Origin of the sequence: Aeromonas sp. D3, assembly GCF_027705025.1 — a bacterium.
GTDB classification, from domain to species: Bacteria; Pseudomonadota; Gammaproteobacteria; order Enterobacterales; family Aeromonadaceae; genus Aeromonas; species Aeromonas salmonicida.
The window spans coordinates 126,001-144,310 of sequence record NZ_JAPDBE010000003.1; the positions used below are offsets into that span (position 1 = coordinate 126,001).

15 protein-coding genes are annotated in these 18,310 nt (G+C 59.9%); 5 read left to right on the forward strand and 10 right to left on the reverse strand.

What is annotated here, in order from left to right:
• Positions 1 to 183 precede the first annotated feature (183 nt).
• Positions 184 to 1,191: an asparaginase gene (gene ansA, locus OKC28_RS03455; protein WP_021138095.1), complete on the forward strand. Its 1,008-nt coding sequence runs from the start codon at positions 184 to 186 to the stop codon at positions 1,189 to 1,191.
• 247 nt (positions 1,192 to 1,438) lie between these two features.
• Here ansA and OKC28_RS03460 read toward each other — a convergent pair whose 3' ends face one another.
• On the reverse strand, positions 1,439 to 1,732 hold the full coding sequence (locus OKC28_RS03460; RefSeq protein ID WP_005317709.1) for a YeaC family protein: 294 nt from the start codon (positions 1,730 to 1,732) through the stop codon (positions 1,439 to 1,441).
• 85 nt (positions 1,733 to 1,817) lie between these two features.
• On the reverse strand, positions 1,818 to 3,251 hold the full coding sequence (locus tag OKC28_RS03465) for a glyceraldehyde-3-phosphate dehydrogenase (protein ID WP_265420896.1): 1,434 nt from the start codon (positions 3,249 to 3,251) through the stop codon (positions 1,818 to 1,820).
• Positions 3,252 to 3,448: 197 nt separating this feature from the next.
• Between OKC28_RS03465 and OKC28_RS03470 the strand changes: the two genes are divergently transcribed.
• Together OKC28_RS03470 and OKC28_RS03475 are read left to right on the forward strand one after the other, a co-directional pair.
• Positions 3,449 to 4,249, forward strand: a complete 801-nt coding sequence (locus OKC28_RS03470; protein ID WP_111588433.1) for a DUF2989 domain-containing protein — start codon at positions 3,449 to 3,451, stop codon at positions 4,247 to 4,249.
• Between the two features lie 6 nt (positions 4,250 to 4,255).
• Complete coding sequence (locus OKC28_RS03475) at positions 4,256 to 4,813, forward strand: NUDIX domain-containing protein (protein ID WP_059111386.1); 558 nt, start codon at positions 4,256 to 4,258, stop codon at positions 4,811 to 4,813.
• A gap of 65 nt (positions 4,814 to 4,878) precedes the next feature.
• Here OKC28_RS03475 and sppA read toward each other — a convergent pair whose 3' ends face one another.
• On the reverse strand, positions 4,879 to 6,723 hold the full coding sequence (gene sppA / locus OKC28_RS03480; protein ID WP_270687411.1) for a signal peptide peptidase SppA: 1,845 nt from the start codon (positions 6,721 to 6,723) through the stop codon (positions 4,879 to 4,881).
• A 220-nt stretch (positions 6,724 to 6,943) separates the two neighbouring features.
• Between sppA and OKC28_RS03485 the strand changes: the two genes are divergently transcribed.
• Positions 6,944 to 8,971: an NADPH-dependent 2,4-dienoyl-CoA reductase gene (locus OKC28_RS03485; RefSeq protein WP_005317696.1), complete on the forward strand. Its 2,028-nt coding sequence runs from the start codon at positions 6,944 to 6,946 to the stop codon at positions 8,969 to 8,971.
• Between the two features lie 120 nt (positions 8,972 to 9,091).
• Positions 9,092 to 9,640 carry an NAD(P)H nitroreductase gene (locus tag OKC28_RS03490; RefSeq protein ID WP_265451929.1) on the forward strand — a complete coding sequence of 183 codons (549 nt, stop codon included), beginning with the start codon at positions 9,092 to 9,094 and terminating at the stop codon, positions 9,638 to 9,640.
• 409 nt (positions 9,641 to 10,049) lie between these two features.
• On the opposite strand, the gene OKC28_RS03495 is transcribed toward OKC28_RS03490, so the two are convergent.
• The 7 genes from OKC28_RS03495 to OKC28_RS03525 form a co-directional block, all read right to left on the reverse strand.
• The gene (locus OKC28_RS03495; RefSeq protein ID WP_265451928.1) at positions 10,050 to 10,604 is read right to left on the reverse strand and encodes a sugar O-acetyltransferase; all 555 of its coding nucleotides are present in this window, start codon (positions 10,602 to 10,604) and stop codon (positions 10,050 to 10,052) included.
• A 137-nt stretch (positions 10,605 to 10,741) separates the two neighbouring features.
• Positions 10,742 to 11,716: a D-2-hydroxyacid dehydrogenase family protein gene (locus tag OKC28_RS03500; RefSeq protein WP_270687416.1), complete on the reverse strand. Its 975-nt coding sequence runs from the start codon at positions 11,714 to 11,716 to the stop codon at positions 10,742 to 10,744.
• Positions 11,717 to 11,874: 158 nt separating this feature from the next.
• A complete protein-coding gene (gene eutC / locus OKC28_RS03505; protein WP_265451926.1) occupies positions 11,875 to 12,732 on the reverse strand; it encodes an ethanolamine ammonia-lyase subunit EutC in 858 nt (285 codons plus the stop codon).
• A complete protein-coding gene (locus OKC28_RS03510; RefSeq protein ID WP_265451925.1) occupies positions 12,732 to 14,168 on the reverse strand; it encodes an ethanolamine ammonia-lyase subunit EutB in 1,437 nt (478 codons plus the stop codon). The genes eutC and OKC28_RS03510 overlap by 1 nt, the downstream gene beginning before the upstream one ends.
• Positions 14,169 to 14,201: 33 nt before the next feature.
• Positions 14,202 to 15,587: an ethanolamine permease gene (gene eat / locus OKC28_RS03515; protein ID WP_265451924.1), complete on the reverse strand. Its 1,386-nt coding sequence runs from the start codon at positions 15,585 to 15,587 to the stop codon at positions 14,202 to 14,204.
• 291 nt (positions 15,588 to 15,878) lie between these two features.
• Positions 15,879 to 16,757 carry a 50S ribosomal protein L11 methyltransferase gene (prmA, locus tag OKC28_RS03520; protein WP_270687421.1) on the reverse strand — a complete coding sequence of 293 codons (879 nt, stop codon included), beginning with the start codon at positions 16,755 to 16,757 and terminating at the stop codon, positions 15,879 to 15,881.
• 529 nt (positions 16,758 to 17,286) lie between these two features.
• Complete coding sequence (locus OKC28_RS03525) at positions 17,287 to 18,303, reverse strand: zinc-binding alcohol dehydrogenase family protein (RefSeq protein WP_270687423.1); 1,017 nt, start codon at positions 18,301 to 18,303, stop codon at positions 17,287 to 17,289.
• Between the last annotated feature and the right edge of the window lie 7 nt (positions 18,304 to 18,310).

Sequence of the window (18,310 nt, forward strand, 5' to 3'; positions counted from 1 at the left end):
TTAACACTGTTGGGATGGGCGTCATATTATGGGCGGGATCTGCTATTTCGCGGCTGTCATTTGGGGCGCCAGTCTCTATAATTCGCCGGTTTCCAGCCCACAAGAGGAAACCGGTCAGGTGTGACGTCGTCGGTTTATTCCTTTATTAATTTGCCAGTTTCCGGTCCATCAAGAGGAGAGGGTGTGAAGAAGTCCATCTACATTGCCTACACAGGCGGTACCATAGGGATGCAGCGTTCCGACCACGGTTATGTGCCGATGGCGGGCTTTATGGAAGACTGTCTGGCGCGGATGCCCGAGTTTCATCGACCCGAGATGCCGGATTACCATATCCACGAATATGACCCCCTTATCGACTCCTCCGACATGACGCCTGCGGACTGGCAGCGGATCGCCGAGGATATTAAAGGCAACTACGAGAAATACGACGGTTTCGTGATCCTGCACGGCACAGACACAATGTCGTTCACTGCCTCTGCGCTCTCCTTCATGCTCGAAGATCTGCACAAGCCGGTCATCATCACCGGCTCCCAGATCCCGCTCGCCGAGCTGCGCTCCGATGGTCAGCAGAACCTGCTCAACGCCCTCTATATCGCTGCCAACTACCCGATCCACGAGGTGACGCTGTTTTTCAACAACCAGCTCTATCGTGGCAACCGCAGCAAGAAGGTGCACGCCGATGGCTTCCACGCCTTCGACTCCCCCAACTATCCGCCCCTGCTCAATGCCGGCATCGCCATCTCGCTGGAAGCGGGTGAGCTGGGGGAGCCGTCCGATCGTCCGCTGGTGCTGCACGACATTACCCCCCAACCCATCGGCGTGGTGACCCTCTATCCTGGCATCTCCAGCGAGGTAATCGCCAACATATTGCAGCAGCCGGTGAAGGCGCTGATCCTGCTCTCGTTTGGCGTGGGCAATGCACCGCAGAATCCGGCCATGCTGGCGTTGCTTTCCGAGGCGTCTGCCCGCGGCGTCATCATAGTCAACTTGAGCCAGTGCCTGCACGGCAAAGTCAACATGGGGGGCTATGCCACCGGCAATGCGCTCTCCCGCGCCGGGGTTATCTCGGGGTTTGACATGACTGCCGAGGCGGCGCTCACCAAGCTGCACTTCCTGCTGAGCCTGGACTTGCCTGCACCCCGCATCCGCGAGCTGATGCAACAGTCCCTGCGCGGCGAGCTGACGCCCTGAGAAACTGTCCACTATCTTGCTGCGAAGCCGTGATCAAGGCTCATGTGCTGCTCGGAATCCTCACGTATATCTATACGCTCCGGTTCCTGCGCTGCTCTTCACCTTGCTGACGCCTTCTTGCGACAGGTCGTGAACAGCTTCTGGCCTCCTCATCATGAGGGGGGAGAGGAAAAAAGAGGGGAGCCACTATGGCTCCCCTCTCTGCTGTTTGCCGTGCCCGGTCGCGGCACGGGATGGGCAGCCTGCCTCAGTGACTGAGGTCGATCCGCACTATCTCTTCCTCGTCACGGTACTGACGCTTGAGCTCGCTCTTGCTCTTCATCACTATCTCGCCGTCCCGGCCTATGTTCATGTGCTCGGGATTGTCGAGGTGCATCGCCTGCCAGGCCATCACGGCCTGCAGGGAGGTTGCCTTCTGCTCGTCGCTCAGGGGTTTGCCATCGGGCCATTTGCCCAGCTCAACCGCTGTCTTGAGCCGCTCGTACACTTCTTTGGGCATCTGTCTGATGGCCTGTTGAAACTCACCCTGTTGAAACGACATCCGGCTTCTCCTTGAAAATTGAGCCATGAACCCAGGTTCTTAGACGGGCAGATCCTGGCGAGCTATGCAGGTAGACCCTATCGGTCTATGCAGGCAGATCCTGGCGGACTACGCCAGCCATCTGCTCCATCACCCGCACTACCTGACAACTGTACCCGAACTCGTTGTCATACCATACGTAGAGGACGCAGTGATCTTCCTCGGCGATGGTGGCCTGGGAATCCACTATGCCTGCGAAGCGGGAACCCACCATGTCGGAGGAGACCAGCTCAGTGCTGGCGCTGAAATCGATCTGGCGATGCAGGGCCGAGCTTAGCGCCATCTGCTGCAGATAGGCATTGAGGCTCTCTCTGTCGGTGCTCTGCTCCAGTGAGAGGTTGATGATGGCCAGCGACACGTTGGGGGTGGGCACCCGAATGGCGTTGCCGGTCAGCTTGCCCTTGAGCTCCGGCAGTGCCTTGGCCACCGCTTTGGCTGCCCCCGTGCTGGTCATTACCATGTTGAGGGCTGCGCTGCGACCGCGGCGCTCGCCCTTGTGATAGTTGTCTATCAGGTTCTGATCGTTGGTGTAGGAGTGGACTGTCTCCACGTGGCCGTGGCGGATGCCGTACTTGTCCTGCATCACCTTGAGCACAGGTGTGATGGCGTTGGTGGTACAAGAGGCGGCAGAAATGATCTTGTCATCCGGCCCGATCACTTCATGATTGACCCCGAACACCACGTTCTTCATGTCGCCCTTGCCCGGTGCCGTCAGCAGCACACGGGCGGCACCGCGCGCCTTCAAGTGTTCGCTCAAACCGGCTTCGTCGCGCCAGACACCCGTGTTGTCGACGATGAGTGCATTGTGAATGTCGTATGCCGTGTAGTCGATGTCGCTCGGGCTGTTGGCGTAGATCACCTGAATGAAGGTGCCGTTGGCGATGATGGCACTGCGATCACTGTCCACCTCGATGGAGCCGTTGAAGGGGCCATGTACCGAGTCACGACGCAGCAGACTGGCGCGTTTCTCCAGATCTCCCTCACGGCCGCCGCGCACCACTATGGCTCGCAGACGCAGTGAGTTGGCGGCGCCGGTACGCTCTATGAGCAGGCGTGCCAGCAGGCGGCCGATGCGACCAAAACCGTAGAGCACCACGTCCGTCGGTTGCGGGATATCACTCCGCCCCAGTGCTGGTGCCAACTTGGCACGCAGGTAATCGTCAATGCCTGCTTCGTCCTGGTGATCCTGCCAGTAGCCGACGGCCAGCTTGCCAAGATCGATCTCGGCGGCGGTAGGGTTCAAGGCCAGGATGGCCTGTAGCAGGGGGAAGCTTTGCTGGATCGGAAGCGGGGTGCCCTGATGACGGCGGACGACCCTGTGGGCTTTGAGGATATCGATGGTGGAGGCGTTTTGCAGCGGGCGTCCGTAGAGGGTGATCTCGATCCCTTGTTGTCGGTAGAGGCGACCTATCAAGGGTTGCATGGCTTCGGCGAGCTCCTGGCTCTCCTGCCACGCCTGCAAGTAGTGCTCGTGGGTCATTAACCAGATCCTTTATTTCACGTTGTTGGGGCAAATAGAAATTCGTCGAATGCAGATCAGTGTAGGGGTGTATATTTCGTTATATCATTCTGCAATCGCGGCCTTATACGGCGCGCGCATTGTAATGGATATGTAGCCGGTTTGCTAGCCAGAGGTGGCTGCACAAGGCTCCCATTGTTACCAACCAGATGTGAACTATGACCCCTTTTCCACTGCGTTCCGTACTGCTCGGCCTCTCCTGCGGCCTGACTCTGATGGCCTGCAACGATGACAGGATCCACAACATCTGTGCCAATCATCCCGAGCTGTGTCAGGACCTGGTGGACGATGGCTGGTGCCGCTACGAGCGGACCGACATCATCCGCAGCCGCTTCTATCTGCAAGAAGAGGGGACGGACAGGCGCAAGTACGAGCTGATGCGCAATCTGGAGCGTTATCTCAAGTGTGCGGAGCGGTCGACCAACATAGAGTACAAGACGGCGAGGGAGCAGAAGAGCCCCAGAGTGGAAGGCATGCTGGCGGCCGGTGATCAGCTTACCGAGCTCGATGCGGCGACCCGCAACTCGCAGGATCCCTACCTGCTGCTCTGGCACTGGACCAACAACATCAACGAGCAGGCCCGTGAGCAATTCATGGCGCTGGAGGGGCAGCCAGTACTCAAAGAGCCCGAGCTGCAGCTGGCACTGGGGGGCATGTATGCCAAGAGTGCCCCACAGAAAGCCATCACTCTCATGCACCATGCCCTCTCCCTCTATGGAGAAGGGGACAAGGTCAACAGCCGGATCCTCACCTCTCTGAGCACCCTCTACATGGGCCAGAAGGAGTACGGTCTGGCGTATCTGTGGGGCAAGGTGAGCGAGTCGTTTCAGGATACGCCCGACGTTTCGGCCAAGCGTTTGGGCCTTTATCATGCGTTGAGCAAGGCAGATCAGGAGGCCTGGGACAGTCAGGCCGCCACCATAGTCGAGCAGCTAAAAAGCGGGACTTATCGTCCCTGATCCCTGATGAACCAGATAAAACAACTGGCCAGTGACTGGCCTCATCCCTTCGACATCCAGCTGAAGCACGGCCAGGTGGCCATTGATGGCCGCAGGCTGGAGCGCGTGACAGTCAGGGCCATAGTCCTGCGTGGCGACCGGCTGTTGTTGGTGCACTCCCGGGTCAACGGCGATCTCATGTTTCCCGGTGGCGGCATTGAAGAAGGGGAGTGCCACGGCACTGCCCTGGCTCGCGAGCTGCGGGAAGAGTGTGGTGCCGAGCTGGTGGAGGTCGGCGCCCTGCTCGGCCAGACGCGGGAGTACCGCGCCGCCCGGGAGGCCGACTATGACGCCTATTGCATCCGCTCTTTCTATTACCTGTGTCGTGTCGGTGAGGGGTGGAGTGAACCTCGCCCCCAGCCCTACGAGGTACGGCTAGGTTTCACCCCTGGCTGGTTCGAGCTGGATGATGCGCTGCAAACCAACAAGACCCAGCTGGCGGGTCCTTGTCCCCAGTGGACGGCGCGGGAGACCCGGGTACTAGCCGAGTTGCATCATTGGCACGAGTCCGGCCTGCTGGTGTGAATCAGGTCCCTTGAGCCAGATGCAAAAAAACGCCCGAAGGCGTTTTTTTTATTGCGAGTGTCCGATTACTGCACACATACAGGGCAGAAGGCATAGGTGCCTTGGGGGTCGTTGAAGCGGGTCAGCGGATCCAGGCCGCGGTTCACCTCCATCAACGCCTTGCCAAATCCGGCCGGCAACCAGCTTTGCAGGTGCGGGGCCAGTGCCTCGGCGCTGCTGTCGAACAGCTGGCGCAGGAACTTGTCTTTGGCTGACTCCTCTTTTTCTATGGGGGTGACCTGCCACTCCTTGAGGTTGGCAAGGGTGGCCGCCGCCTTGATGGCGTCCTCCTGATTACCGAATTCATCCACCAGACCCAGCGCCTTGGCATCCTGGCCGGTCCAGACCCGGCCTTCGGCGGCTTTTTCCGCCTCTTGCGGGCTCAGGCCACGGCCCTTGCTCACCAGACCGACGAAGCGCTGATAGGTATCTTCCACACTCAGCTGAATGGCTTGCCCGACGTGATCAGGCAGGGCGCGGGTCAGGCCGACTCCAACGTAATCCGTGGTGCCCACCCCATCCGTGTGCACCCCGTATTGGGAGAGCGCCTTGTCGATGGTGGCGAACATGCCGAACACCCCGATGGAGCCGGTGAGGGTGGTAGGGGAGGCGAAGATCTTGTCCGCATCGGCTGAGATCCAGTAGCCACCCGAGGCGGCGTAACTGCCCATGGAGATCACCACAGGTTTGCCTGCCTGTTTCAGCGCCAGCAGTTCGGCGCGGATCTGCTCGGCGGCGAAGGCGCTGCCACCCGGGCTGTCGACCCGCAGCACCACGGCTTTCACCTTGTCGTCACGGCGGGCATCGGCCAGCAGCTCCGACAGGCTGTCGCCACCTATGGTACCGGCCGACTGCACGCCATCCATGATGGCGCCGCTGGCAACAATGAGGCCCACCTCATCCTTGCCACTCTGGGGATATTGCTCGGGGGCCGCCGCCAGGTACTCTTTCAGGCCAACCCCTTTCCAGCCGTGATCCTTGCTTTCACCCACTTCTTTGATGACTGCCTGGGTCATCTCGTCACGGGTGGCGAGCTGATCCACCAGACCATTGTCGAGGGCGTAGCTGGCAGCGTTGCCGCCGGCCTTGCGCAGCAGCTCGAGGAAACGATCTTTGCTTGGGGCGACGGCCTCGGGTTCTATCTCCCGCTGCTCGGCCACATCTGTCACATATGATTGCCACAGCTGATCCAGCCAGCGCTGGTTCGCCTCCTTGCTTTCGGGTGACATATCATTGCGGGTATAAGGTTCGACGAAGGATTTGTAGGTGCCGACCTTGAACACATGGGGGGTGATGTTGAGCTTCTCCAGCGCCGACTTGAAGTAGGTCTGGTAGACACCGAGCCCCTCGATCAGCACGGCGCCGCTCTGATTGAGCAGCACATGATCGGCGTGAGCGGCCAGCAGATACTGACCCTGGTTGTAGTAGTCGGCCATGGCGATGACAGGTTTGCCACTCTCCCGGAAGGAGTCGATGGCGCCAGCCACTTCCTGCAGCTTGGACAAGCTAGTACCTTGAAGCCCCTGTGGCTTGATCACCAGCGCCTTGATGCGATCGTCATCTTTGGCACTGCGTATGGCCCAAAGCAGATCGGAGAGGACGATCTCGCTCGGTTGGTCGTCGCTGCTGTCCATCTGGCGCAGCAACTGCACTGTGGGATCTGTCTGGGAGCGCTGTTCCACCAGCACGCCGTTGAGATTGAGAGTCAGAGCCCCTTCGATGGGCGCCTGTGGTGCCTCTTTTTGACTGAAGCTAAAGACGATGACCAGCACCAGGATCAGAAAAAGCAGATTGACCAGCATCAGCCGGGTGAAGTTGAGCAGGCGCCAGAGACTGCGAAACAGCCAACCCAGACCTTTGAAAATAGACATAGTCGCGTTATCGCCCTGTTAATGGGTAGAGAAGGGTCATTATTAACCAGTTGGCCGGTGAATTGCCATTTTCGCTTCGGTCCGATCGTGGTGCGATCGCCTTCTCTTGCTTCGGGATACGCCTGTGCGCCGAAAAAATGTCCAAACATTTGTTTGAAAAAGCATTTTTGATTCTTTACTCTAGCTGCAATTTGATAACAAAAAATTAACTGGAGGCATTGTGAGCCTTTATCCTACGTTGCTGACGCCCCTTGACCTCGGGTTTACCCAGTTGAAGAACCGGGTACTGATGGGTTCCATGCATACCGGCCTCGAAGAGGAGAAGGGGGGCTTTGACAAGCTGGCCGCCTTCTATGCCGAGCGCGCCCGTGGCGGTGTCGGCCTCATCGTCACCGGTGGCATAGCCCCCAATCTGCGTGGGCGGCTGGTGCCCCACGGCTCACAGCTGAGCTTCCCCTGGCAAGTCGCCAAGCACAAGAAGGTGACTCAGGCGGTGCATCAGGAGGGGGGCAAGATAGCGCTGCAGATCCTCCATGCCGGCCGCTATGCCTACCATCCCTTCAGTCTGGCGCCGAGCGCCCTCAAGGCGCCCATATCCCCGTTCAAACCGCGCGCCATGAGCGAGCGGCAGATCCGCGGTACCATTCGTGACTTTGCCTCCACCGCGCAGCTGGCCAGGGCGGCCGGTTACGACGGCGTCGAAGTGATGGGATCGGAAGGCTACCTCATCAACCAGTTCATCTGCGAGCGCACCAACAAACGCACTGATGGCTGGGGCGGCAGCAATGAGAACAGGATGCGTTTTCCGGTGGAGATAGTGCGGGCCATCCGCGAGCGGGTCGGCACGGATTTTATCATCATCTTCCGTCTCTCCATGCTGGATCTGGTGGAGCAGGGTTCGACGCTGGAGGAGGTGGTAGCCCTTGGCAAGGCGCTGGAGCAGGTCGGCGTGACCCTGATCAACACCGGCATCGGCTGGCACGAGGCGCGAATTCCCACCATAGCCACCAGCGTGCCGCGCGGTGCCTTCAGCTGGGTGACCGCCGAGCTGAAAAAGCACCTCACAGTGCCGCTTATCACTACCAACCGGATTAACACCCCGGAAGTGGCCGAGCGCATTCTGGCGGGCGGCGAGGCGGACATGGTCTCCATGGCGCGCCCCTTCCTGGCGGATCCTGAATTTGTCATCAAGGCCGCCGAGAACCGGGCGGACGAGATCAACACCTGCATCGCCTGCAACCAGGCCTGCCTGGATCACGTGTTCAAGCAAAAACGCGCCTCCTGCCTCGTGAATCCCCGCGCCTGTTTCGAGACCGAGCTGACGTTTGGCCGCGTGCCCCAGCCCAAGAAGCTGGCGGTGGTGGGGGCGGGCCCGGCCGGGCTGGCGTTCGCCTGTTACGCCGCCGAGCGCGGCCATCAGGTGAGCCTGTTCGATCAGGCGAGCGAGATTGGTGGCCAGTTCAACTTTGCCAAGCAGATCCCGGGCAAGGAGGAGTTTCACGAGACTCTTCGTTATTTTGCCAGACGGCTGGAGAAGTGCGGCGTCGAGCTCTACCTCGGCCAGCGCCAGAGCGCCGAGAGTTTGCTCGGTGGCGGCTTTGACGAGGTGATCCTCGCCACCGGCATACGCCCGCGTACCCCGAACATTCCTGGCATAGAGCATCCCAAGGTGCTCAATTACATCGACGTGCTGCGGGATCACAAACCGGTCGGCCAGAAGGTGGCGGTGATCGGCGCCGGTGGTATCGGCTTTGATGTGGCCGAATACCTTGTGGAGAAGAAGGCTGATAGCGGTACAGACGGACATCGCGATCACTGGCTCAAGGAGTGGGGCATCGACAAGCAGCTTGGCGAGCGCGGTGGCCTGATCACACCGGAGATCGACGCTCCCGAACGCCAGATCTGGCTGCTCCAGCGCAAGGAGAGCAAGGTGGGTGACGGTCTGGGCAAGACCACCGGCTGGATCCACAGAACCGTGCTCAAGAACCGCAAGGTACAGATGCTTTCCGGCGTCCAGTACCTTGGCATCGACGATGAAGGCTTGCATATCCAGATAGGTGAAGCCAAACAGTGCCTGCCGGTGGATCAGGTGATCATCTGTGCCGGCCAGGAGCCTCTCAAGGAGCTGCAGGCCGGTTTGCAGGCGGCAGGCAAGCCGGTGCACATCATAGGTGGCGCCGACGTGGCCGCCGAGCTGGATGCCAAGCGGGCGATCCGCCAGGGGGCCGAGCTGGCCGCCGTTATCTAGTTGCTCCGCCTTGGCCTGCTATCGGTCTGATATTGCGATAAACCCCTGAGGCTCAGGGGTTTTCTTCATTGTGCGCTGTGCTAAGGTAGCGCCATCACAGCCCCTGACAAGGATTTGCCCATGGATGCCCTCACTTTGCTGCTCAACCGCCACTCCTGTGGCCGCCTGACCACACCCGCCCCAAGCGGTGAGGTGCTCGACAATATCCTCAAGGCGGGCTTGCGCGCGCCGGATCATGGCACCCTGACTCCCTGGCAGTTCATCCTGTTTGAAGGGGAGGGGCGTGAGCGGCTGGGGGATCTGCTGGCCGAGGCTGCTCGTGCCCGTGGCGAAGATGAAGAGAGCATCAAGAAGTGCCAGGAGGCGCCGCTGCGCGCTCCCTTGCTGGTGGCCGTTGCCACCCGTTATCAGGCCCACCCCAAGGTGCCGAAACTGGAGCAGGAGCTCTCCGCCGGTTGCGCCCTGATGGCGATGCAGATGGCGGCACAAGCCCAGGGCTTCAACGGCATCTGGCGATCCGGCTGGTTCATCTTCGATGAGTTGATCAACAAGGGGCTGGCACTGGCACCGGAGGATCAACTGGTGGGCTTTCTCTACCTCGGCACCCCCATGTTGGAGGCGCGCAAGTTGCGCGGACTGCCGCCAGGCGAGTTTGTCCGCCGCTTCTAAGTCGTATGAATTTCAGCCAAAGCCCTGACTTTTCAGGGCTTTTTTTATCTCGATCGATCACGAACCTGAGGCTGTACTGATAAATAAATACTTGCCAAGAGGGTGATGGGGATTGGCAGGGAATTTTTTAAATAGTGAGATGCTGTTCTCAATCCTGGTTGATTACGCTATGTAAAACGTTTGCGCCTCGTTAATATCCCTGAGCCAGTTTAGAAGGTGACCCCTTCTAATTTTCTGCGATGAGAGTCGCAATTCCGTAGCACCTTTTTACAGCCCAACGTCTTCATGACATTGGGCTTTATTTTTATGGGATCCTTTTGACTGCAGCACGCCTGCCGTTGCTGCACTGCTGGTCGGTGAAGTGGGCCCCGCCCGACAGTCCCTGCGGCGGACTGGCGGCGTGAATGGGTCAGCGCCCCGCTTTGACAGGCAGGATCCGCGCCGGGTTGCCCACTACCCGGGCGCCGGCAGGTACGTCTTTGGTGACGACTGCCCCCGCGCCGACGATGGCCTCCCGCCCGATGGTGACACCGGGCAGCAGTATGGCGCCGCCGCCAATCCAGACGTTGTCTTCTATGGTCACCGGCAGCGCCGTCTCCACCCCCTGAATGCGCTCATCGGCGGCCAGCGCGTGGGCAGCTGTGTAGATCTGCACGTTCGGCCCTATCATGACGTTGGCGCCGATGCGGATCGGTGCGTTGTCCAGAAACGTGGCCCCCATGTTGACGTAGGATCCCGCCCCCAGACTGATATGACGGCCATAGGTGCAGTAAAACGGCGGGCAGATAAAGGCGTTCTCCGCCAGCTCGCCGACTATCTCCTGCAACAGCGCCAGCTGTTTATCCTCCTCTTCCGCCCGATTGAAGCGTCGATAGCGGCGCGCGGTTTCACGGCGCAGGACATCCAGCTCCGGCGCCATGCAGTTGTAGGGTTGGCTGCTGATCATCTTCTGATATTCGGTCATGGGGATTCCTGCTCTCTGGTTGGCATGAGGCTATTTGGGTGGCAAGCGCAGCACCTCCAGTGCAGACCTGTCCACCTGCAGCAAGCGCACTGACAGAGGCATATATTACTGCTTTGTCAGCAGGAGAAGAGTGAGCCTCAGCCCAGAGCCGGCATCACCAGGTGTTGTGGCCTGCCCTCGGCAAAGGCCAGCACGTTTTCAAATGCCTTGCGAAAGTAGAGCTCATAGCTGTTTTGCTCCACATAGCCCAGATGCGGTGTGGCCAGCACGTTGGGCAAAGCCAGGAGAGGCTCGTTATCCAGGTTGGCGGGCTCGCTATCGAACACATCCAGTGCCGCTTGCCGGGTGGGATTCGCACTGAGCACCGCATGGAGTGCGCCAGATTCAATGAGCTCGGCCCGGCTGGTATTGACCAGCAAAGAGTCTGCCTTCATTCGAGCCAGGTCGGCACGGGTGACGCAGGCTCGAGTGAGCTCGTTGAGCCGCAGATGCAGGGACAAGACATCGGCCCGTTGGAAGAACGCTGTCTTGTTGGGGGCGGCGTCGAACCCATCCTGTGTCGCCCGCTGACGAGAAGATTCGCTACCCCATACCAGCACAGACATACCGAATGCATTGCCGTAACGGGCGATGCGCTGACCTATCTTGCCGTAGCCCCAGATACCGAGCGTCAGACCGTACAGGGTGCGTCCCAGGCCGAGTGAACCCGATTGCTGCCACTGGCCCTTGGTCAACTCGCGAGTGTAAGCCGGAATATGGCGGGAGGCTGCCATTATGAGTGCCCAGCAGAGTTCGGCGGGAGCAACAGGGCTGCCTACCCCTTCGGCAACTGCGACTCCGTACCGCTGGCACAGTACCGGATCGATATGCTGGCTGATTTTGCCGGTCTGGCTGATCAGTTTGAGGGTGGGAAGCCGCATCAGCAGCTGTTCGTCGATACGGGTACGCTCGCGGATCAGCACCAGTGCTTCTACTCCCTCCAACATGGCGGCGAGGCGCGCTGTATCGGGTTCGCTCTGGTTGAGGATGGTAACGTCATGACCCGCCAGCAAGGCAAAGCAGGGCAGGTGACGAACCTGATCCTGATAGTCATCCAGAATGGCAATTTTCATCCGTTCCTCTTGTGTATCAAGCAATTGTCCTGAGGGGTAGAGGCGCGCCCCTTGGCTTCTTGGCGGGGGCAGGCGAGACGATGCCCAGTTTTCATTGCAGATTCAAGTGGTTCAGTTTGGAATTGGTGATGGGGCGGACCGGGCTGGCCGCCCCGTTGTCATGCTGGACGGCAAGGGGGAAGCGGGGCGTCGTGTTCGATCAGGCTGGCCAGCTCGCCGCTCTCATCCTTGAGGGCAACCCCGGTCAAGCGGCGGTTGAAGGCCTGCTCCAGCAACCAGGCCAGCTTGTGAGCCGCCTGGGGGAAATCGAGCCCGGCGGGACGTACGTTGGAGATGCAGTTGCGCTGTGAATCCATGCACCCGACTCTGGGTTGCCAGGTCAGGTAGAGCCCCAGACTGTCGGGGGAGGAGAGGCCGGGGCGCTCGCCAATCATCACCAGTACGGCCCGGGCCCTTAGCAGCTCCCCTACCTCATCTCCCAGTGCCACTCTGGCCTGGCTGGCGATCACCAGAGGGGCACAGGCCAACCCAAGGCGCCTGAGATGGGGTTGCAGCGCCTCGATAAAGGGCAGGGCATTCTGATGCAGGGCGGTGGAGGAGAGTCCATCACCCAGCATGATGACAAGATCGGCTTCAGCCTGCCGGGTCTGATACTCCAGGGGGGCGAGATCGGCCTCTGCTTGCGGCAGCTGGCTCAGCAGGAGGCGGCTGGCATCGTTCAGCCGTCGGCCCAGATCCGGGCGACGCAAATACTCTTCCCGGCTGGTGGCGGCGCTCTGCACCGTCAGGACTTTGTGTCCTGTGGCGTGCAGCGCTTTGGTCAGGGCGGCCACTTCCAGGGGCTGGTGCACAGCATCTCTAGCCTGTGCATGGGCCAGACCAAACGCCAGCAGTGCCTCTGTGGGCAGGCTGACTCCGGTACGCCCCAGTGCTATGCGGGCCGAGGTGTAGCGTTTGAGTTCCAGCCAGGGATTGAGGTGAACTATGTCACTCATGTCATGGGGATCCTTGCTCATCAGGCCACCTTGCCGCTTTGGCCAAAAGCCGTTAACAGAGGGTGGCGCAGGCTGGCATCGAGCAGTTGGCCGCCAGGGTTGGTGAGTTGCATCCGCACCAGCCAGTCTGCAAATTCCGGTGCGTGCTTGAGGCCGAGCAGCTCGCGAATATAGAGGGCGTCATGAAACGAGGTGCTCTGGTAGTTGAGCATGATGTCGTCCGCCCCGGGAACGCCGATGAGGAAGGTGAGTCCAGCGTTGCCAAGCAGGGTGAGCAGGGTGTCCATGTCGTCCTGATCCGCTTCGGCGTGGTTGGTGTAGCAGACGTCACAGCCGAGCGGCACCCCCAGCAGTTTGCCGCAGAAGTGATCTTCCAGTCCGGCGCGGATAATCTGCTTGCCGTCATAGAGGTATTCCGGTCCGATGAAACCGACCACGGTATTGCACAGCAACGGCTTGAAGTGGCGAGCAACCCCGTAGGCTCTGGCCTCGCAGGTCTGCTGATCCAGTCCGTGGTGGGCATTGGCCGAGAGGCAACTGCCCTGGCCAGTCTCGAAATACATGACGTTGTTGCCAAGGGTGCCACGCCCCAGGCTAAGGGCGGCGTCATATGCCTCTTGCAATAGGGCCAGATCGATACCAAATCCTCGGTTGGCAGCCTCTGTACCGGCGATGGATTGGAACACCAAGTCTACCGGCACATTGCGCTCTATGAGCTGCAAGGTGTTGGTGACATGGGTCAGGATGCAGGACTGGGTCGGAATGGCGAAACGCTGGATCACTTCGTCGAGCATCTGGTTCAGGCTGGCCAGTACGGGCAAGTTGTCACTGGCGGGATTGATGCCGACCACCGCATCTCCCGCGCCGTACAGCAGACCGTCCAGCATGGCTGCCGCTATCCCTTGAGGATCATCGGTGGGATGGTTGGGTTGCAGCCGCACGCTAAGGTGGCCGGGCAACCCTATGGTGTTGCGAAAGGCAGTGACGACCCGGCACTTCTTGGCGGCCAGGATCAGATCCTGATTGCGCATCAGCTTGCTGACCGCGGCTGCCATCTCGGGTGTGATGCCGGGGGCTATGCGTGCCAGGGTCTGGCTGTTGGCCGTCTCAGACAGCAGCCAGTTGCGAAAATCCCCTACCGTCAAGTGGCTGATGGGGGCGAAGGCGGCGTGATCGTGGTTGTCCATGATGAGGCGGGTTACCTCATCCTGCTCGTAAGGGATCAGCGCCTCATTGAGGAAGGTTTTGAGCGGAAGGTCTGCCAGCGCCATCCTGGCCGCCATACGTTCCTCGGCGCTGTGGGCGGCCACGCCGGCCAGATAGTCACCGGAGCGGGCAGGGGTCGCCTTGGCCATCAGGGTGCGAAGGTCGGGAAACTGATAGACGTGGTGTGACAGTTGGGTGCGATACATGGGGCTCTCTCGTCGATGCAGGGTGGGGAAACAAGGCCAGCGCATGGCCTTGCTCCTGATGGGCACAGAGGACCTGGTTCAGCTTGCCTTGACCAGCTCACCGTCACTGGCGGCAATCCCTTCATCATGGGTCAGACGGAAGTAGGCGTAGCCCGCCAGCATAAGGGCGCCAAAGATCAGCGCCAGCAAACCGTTGTAATAGACCATAGCGACCAGACAGAGTACTGCCAGTCCCAAGGCGAGAGCCGGAGCAAAAGGATAGAGAGGGGCTCTGAATGGACGCTCCAGTGCCGGTTCGCTGCGGCGCAGCTTGAACAGGGCCGCCATCGAGATGATGTACATCACAATGGCGCCAAACACCGCCATTGTGACTATGTTGGCGGTGAGGGATAGCCCGCCTATGACGATCAGCGAGTCGGAGAAGATCGCCAGGATCCCCACAACGCCACCGGCCAGAATGGCCCAGTGGGGGGTCTGGAAGCGGCGGTTGACCGAGGCCAGGGCACCGGGCAGATAACCGGCCCGGGCCAGGGCAAAGATCTGGCGTGAGTAGCCCATTATGATGCCGTGGAAGGAGGCGATCAGGCCGAACAGCCCCAGCCAGACCAGCATGTGCAGCCAGCCGCTGCTCTCGCCCACTATCATTTTCATCGCCTGGGGCAGGGGATCATTGATGTTGGCAAGCTGGCGCCAGTCTCCGACGCCGCCTGCGAACACCATGACCCCCATGGCCAGCATGACCAGGGTCAGGATGCCACCGATGAAGGCTTTCGGAATTGTCTTCTTCGGCTCCTTGGCCTCTTCGGCCGCCATGGCGGCGCCTTCAATGGCGAGGAAGAACCAGATGGCGAACGGGATGGCGGCAAAGATACCGGAGAGAGCGCCGAGGTTGAACTCCTGCTGGCCTGCCCAGCCGTTGAGCATGAAGTTGCTGGCGTTGAAACCCGGGCTTACTACTCCCATGAAGACCAGCAGCTCGAAAATGGCGAGCAGGGTGACCAGCAACTCGAAGGTAGCGGCGATACCGACTCCGACCAGATTGAGGGTCATGAAGATGAGATAGGCGCTCACCGCCACCCACTTGGGGTCTATGGCCGGAAACTGGACGTTGAGGTAGGCCCCGATCGCCATGGCGATGGCGGGCGGCGCGAATACAAATTCCACCAGGGTGGCAAAGCCTGCGATATATCCTCCGACCGGACCAAAGGCACGGTAGGCATAGGCAAAGGGGCCTCCTGCATGGGGAATTGAGGTGGTCAGCTCGGTAAAACTGAAGATAAAGGCGGTGTACATGGTGGCCACCAGCAGGGAGGTGACCAGAAAGCCCATGGTACCTGCTTGTGCCCAGCCGTAGCTCCAGCCAAAGTATTCCCCCGAAATGACCAGTCCCACGGCGATCCCCCACAGGTGAAAAGCCCCCAGGGTTCGTTTCAGTTCCGGTTTCGCACAATCCTGTTGCTGCATACGCTTCTCCAATATGACGTTCAATGGTGAAAGTCTCTGAAGAGGCAAATTGCAAGGGATATGCCATCCAGTTATATGGTTATTTAGTCATTTTTATTCATATGGTTACAGCTGTTTTATGGTCTGGGGCCAAGGTGTGATCGTTGCGTTGTTGTGGTGCAGCAGCACCAGATTGTTCGGCCGAAGGTCGGGCCTTTGCTTGTATGTGGGGCAGTGAGCAGGGGAGACACGAGAGGATGGCGGAAACAACAAGGGCACCATCGGTGCCCTTGTTGTATGAGGTGGTTGCCATCAGCCGTGCTTGCGACCGGAGAGGCGGCACCACTCCTCTTTTACCGCAGTCGGGTACATGTCGAACCACTGGCCGTAAATGGTCTCAAGCTCCGGGGCCTGGCTCTCCAGCACACCGGAGAGCGCCATCAGGCTGCCCGGCTTGCCGTGGCCGGCGATCAGCGGAGCCAGTTCGCGCAGCGGGCCGGCCAGGATGTTGGCGACCACTACGTCCGCTTCGACGTCTTGTGGCTGATCCGCCGGCAGATAGAGTTCGATCTGGCCCGCCACGCCGTTGCGCTCGGCGTTGTCACGGCTGGCCTGAATGGCCTGCGGGTCTATGTCGATGCCGATGACGCGGGCGGCCCCCAGTTTCAGGGCGGCAATGCCGAGGATGCCGGAGCCACAACCAAAGTCGACCACGGTTTTGCCGGCCAGATCCAGCCCGTCCAGCCACTGCAGGCAGAGCGCCGTGGTGGGGTGGGTACCGGTACCAAATGCCAGACCCGGATCCAGCATGACGTTGACCGCATCGGGGTTTGGCACATCGCGCCAGCTCGGGCAGATCCAGAGCCGTTCGCCGAACTGCATGGGGTGGAAGTGATCCATCCACTCGCGCACCCAGTCCTTGTCTTCCAGCTGCTCGACCTTGTAGCCCACGTCTTCCCCGAAGATCTGCTGGAAGAAGGCGATGGTGGGGGCCGGATCGGTTTCGGCATCGAACAAGCCCATCACTTCGGTCTCGCCCCAGAGCGGGGTTTCACCGGGCAGCGGCTCGTAGACGGGGACATCCTGGGCATCCATAAAGGTCACGGCCTGGGCTCCACGCCCCAGCAGCATGTTGCTCACCTTGTCTGCTGTCTTGGCAGTGGCGTTGATTCGAATTTGTATCCAGGGCATGGCGTCGACTCTTCATAAATGTGAAACCGCGAGATTCTATCATCATGGGCCTGTGCTGTCGTGGTTTGCCCATGTCGGCGTGGCGCAGGAAGAGAACTCTGCCGAGTTGGCACGGTTAATGTATTCCTCATTGGGTGACGGGAAGCAACCTGTTCCCGCTGAATGCTTTGCTCTAGGAAAGTTCCGTCATCTTTTTTCAGCCACCTTTGGGTGGCTTTTTTTTTCGGCATTAGTGCTGGCTGGGGGAAACAAGTACGGATGACAGGCGTGAAGGGATGAAAAAGGGGGGAAGTGGGGGCGTTGGCACACAAGATGCAAAGATGGGTATGTCCTGCATAAGGATATGTGTGTGATTGTTACCCCAACGTTCAGGTATTTAGGGCCATCCCGGCGGGATGGCCCCTTTTTTATGTCGTTTTTATGGTGACTCTGCGTGGTGACTGTCTGGTGCCTGATATGAACTGTGCACTGTTGGGGCCTGTCACTGGTGAAATCACCCCATGATGGTGCAGTTTTTACCTATAAGGGATTAGTTTGCAAATCTGCTCATGTCGATCACCAGCTTGCCCACCATGCGGCCGGCTTCCACCTCGGCATGCGCCTGGGCCAGGGTGATCGGGGTCAGCTCGGACAGGGTGCGGGTGAGTGTGCTCTTGAGCACCCCTTGGTCGATGAGGGAGGCAACCTGGCCAAGCAGCTTATGTTGCTCGATCATGTCCGGGGTCTGGAACAGGGATCGGGTAAACATGAATTCCTGACTGAAGGTGGCGCTCTTGCTCTTGAGCAGGGAGAGATCCCAGGGCTCGCTGGATTCGGCGATGGTGCAGATGTGGCCGAACGGGCGAATGAGGCTGGCCATGGCATCCCAGTGCTGCTCGGTAGCATTGGTGCAGAAGATGGCATCGAGCTGGGTGATGCCCAGAGCGGTAAGCTCTTCCTGCAGCTTGTGATGGCTTACCACCTGATGGGCGCCCATTGCCAGACACCATTCACGGCTTTCTGGTCGGGATGCAGTGGCAATCACGTCCATATTGGTGAGCTGGCGAGCCAGCTGAATGGCGATGGAGCCTACTCCACCTGCCCCGCCAATGATCAGCAGCTTGCCTGTGCTCTCGTGGTGAAGGCCGATGCGCTCGAACAGTGTCTCCCAGGCTGTGATGGCGGTGAGCGGCAGGGCGGCGGCTTCCAGGTCGGTCAGGCTGGTAGGGGCGAGGGCGGTGATGCGCTCATCCACCAGTTGCAAGGCGCTGTTGCTGCCCGGGCGGCTGATGTCGCCGGCATACCAGACTCTGTCGCCTGCCTTGAACAGGCTCACTTCGCTGCCGACGGCAACGACTTCACCGACAGCATCCCAGCCCAGTACACGCGGGCTGGCCTCAATCTTGGCCTTGGGGGCGCGCACCTTGGTATCCACAGGATTGATGGAGGTGGCTGTCACTTTCACCAGCAGATCCCGCGGGCCCGGGATCGGATCGGGCAGGGTGGCAGTGATAAAGCAGTCGGGGTGATCGCTTGGCAGGTAGTGAGTCAGGGCAATGGCTTTCATGGCAGTT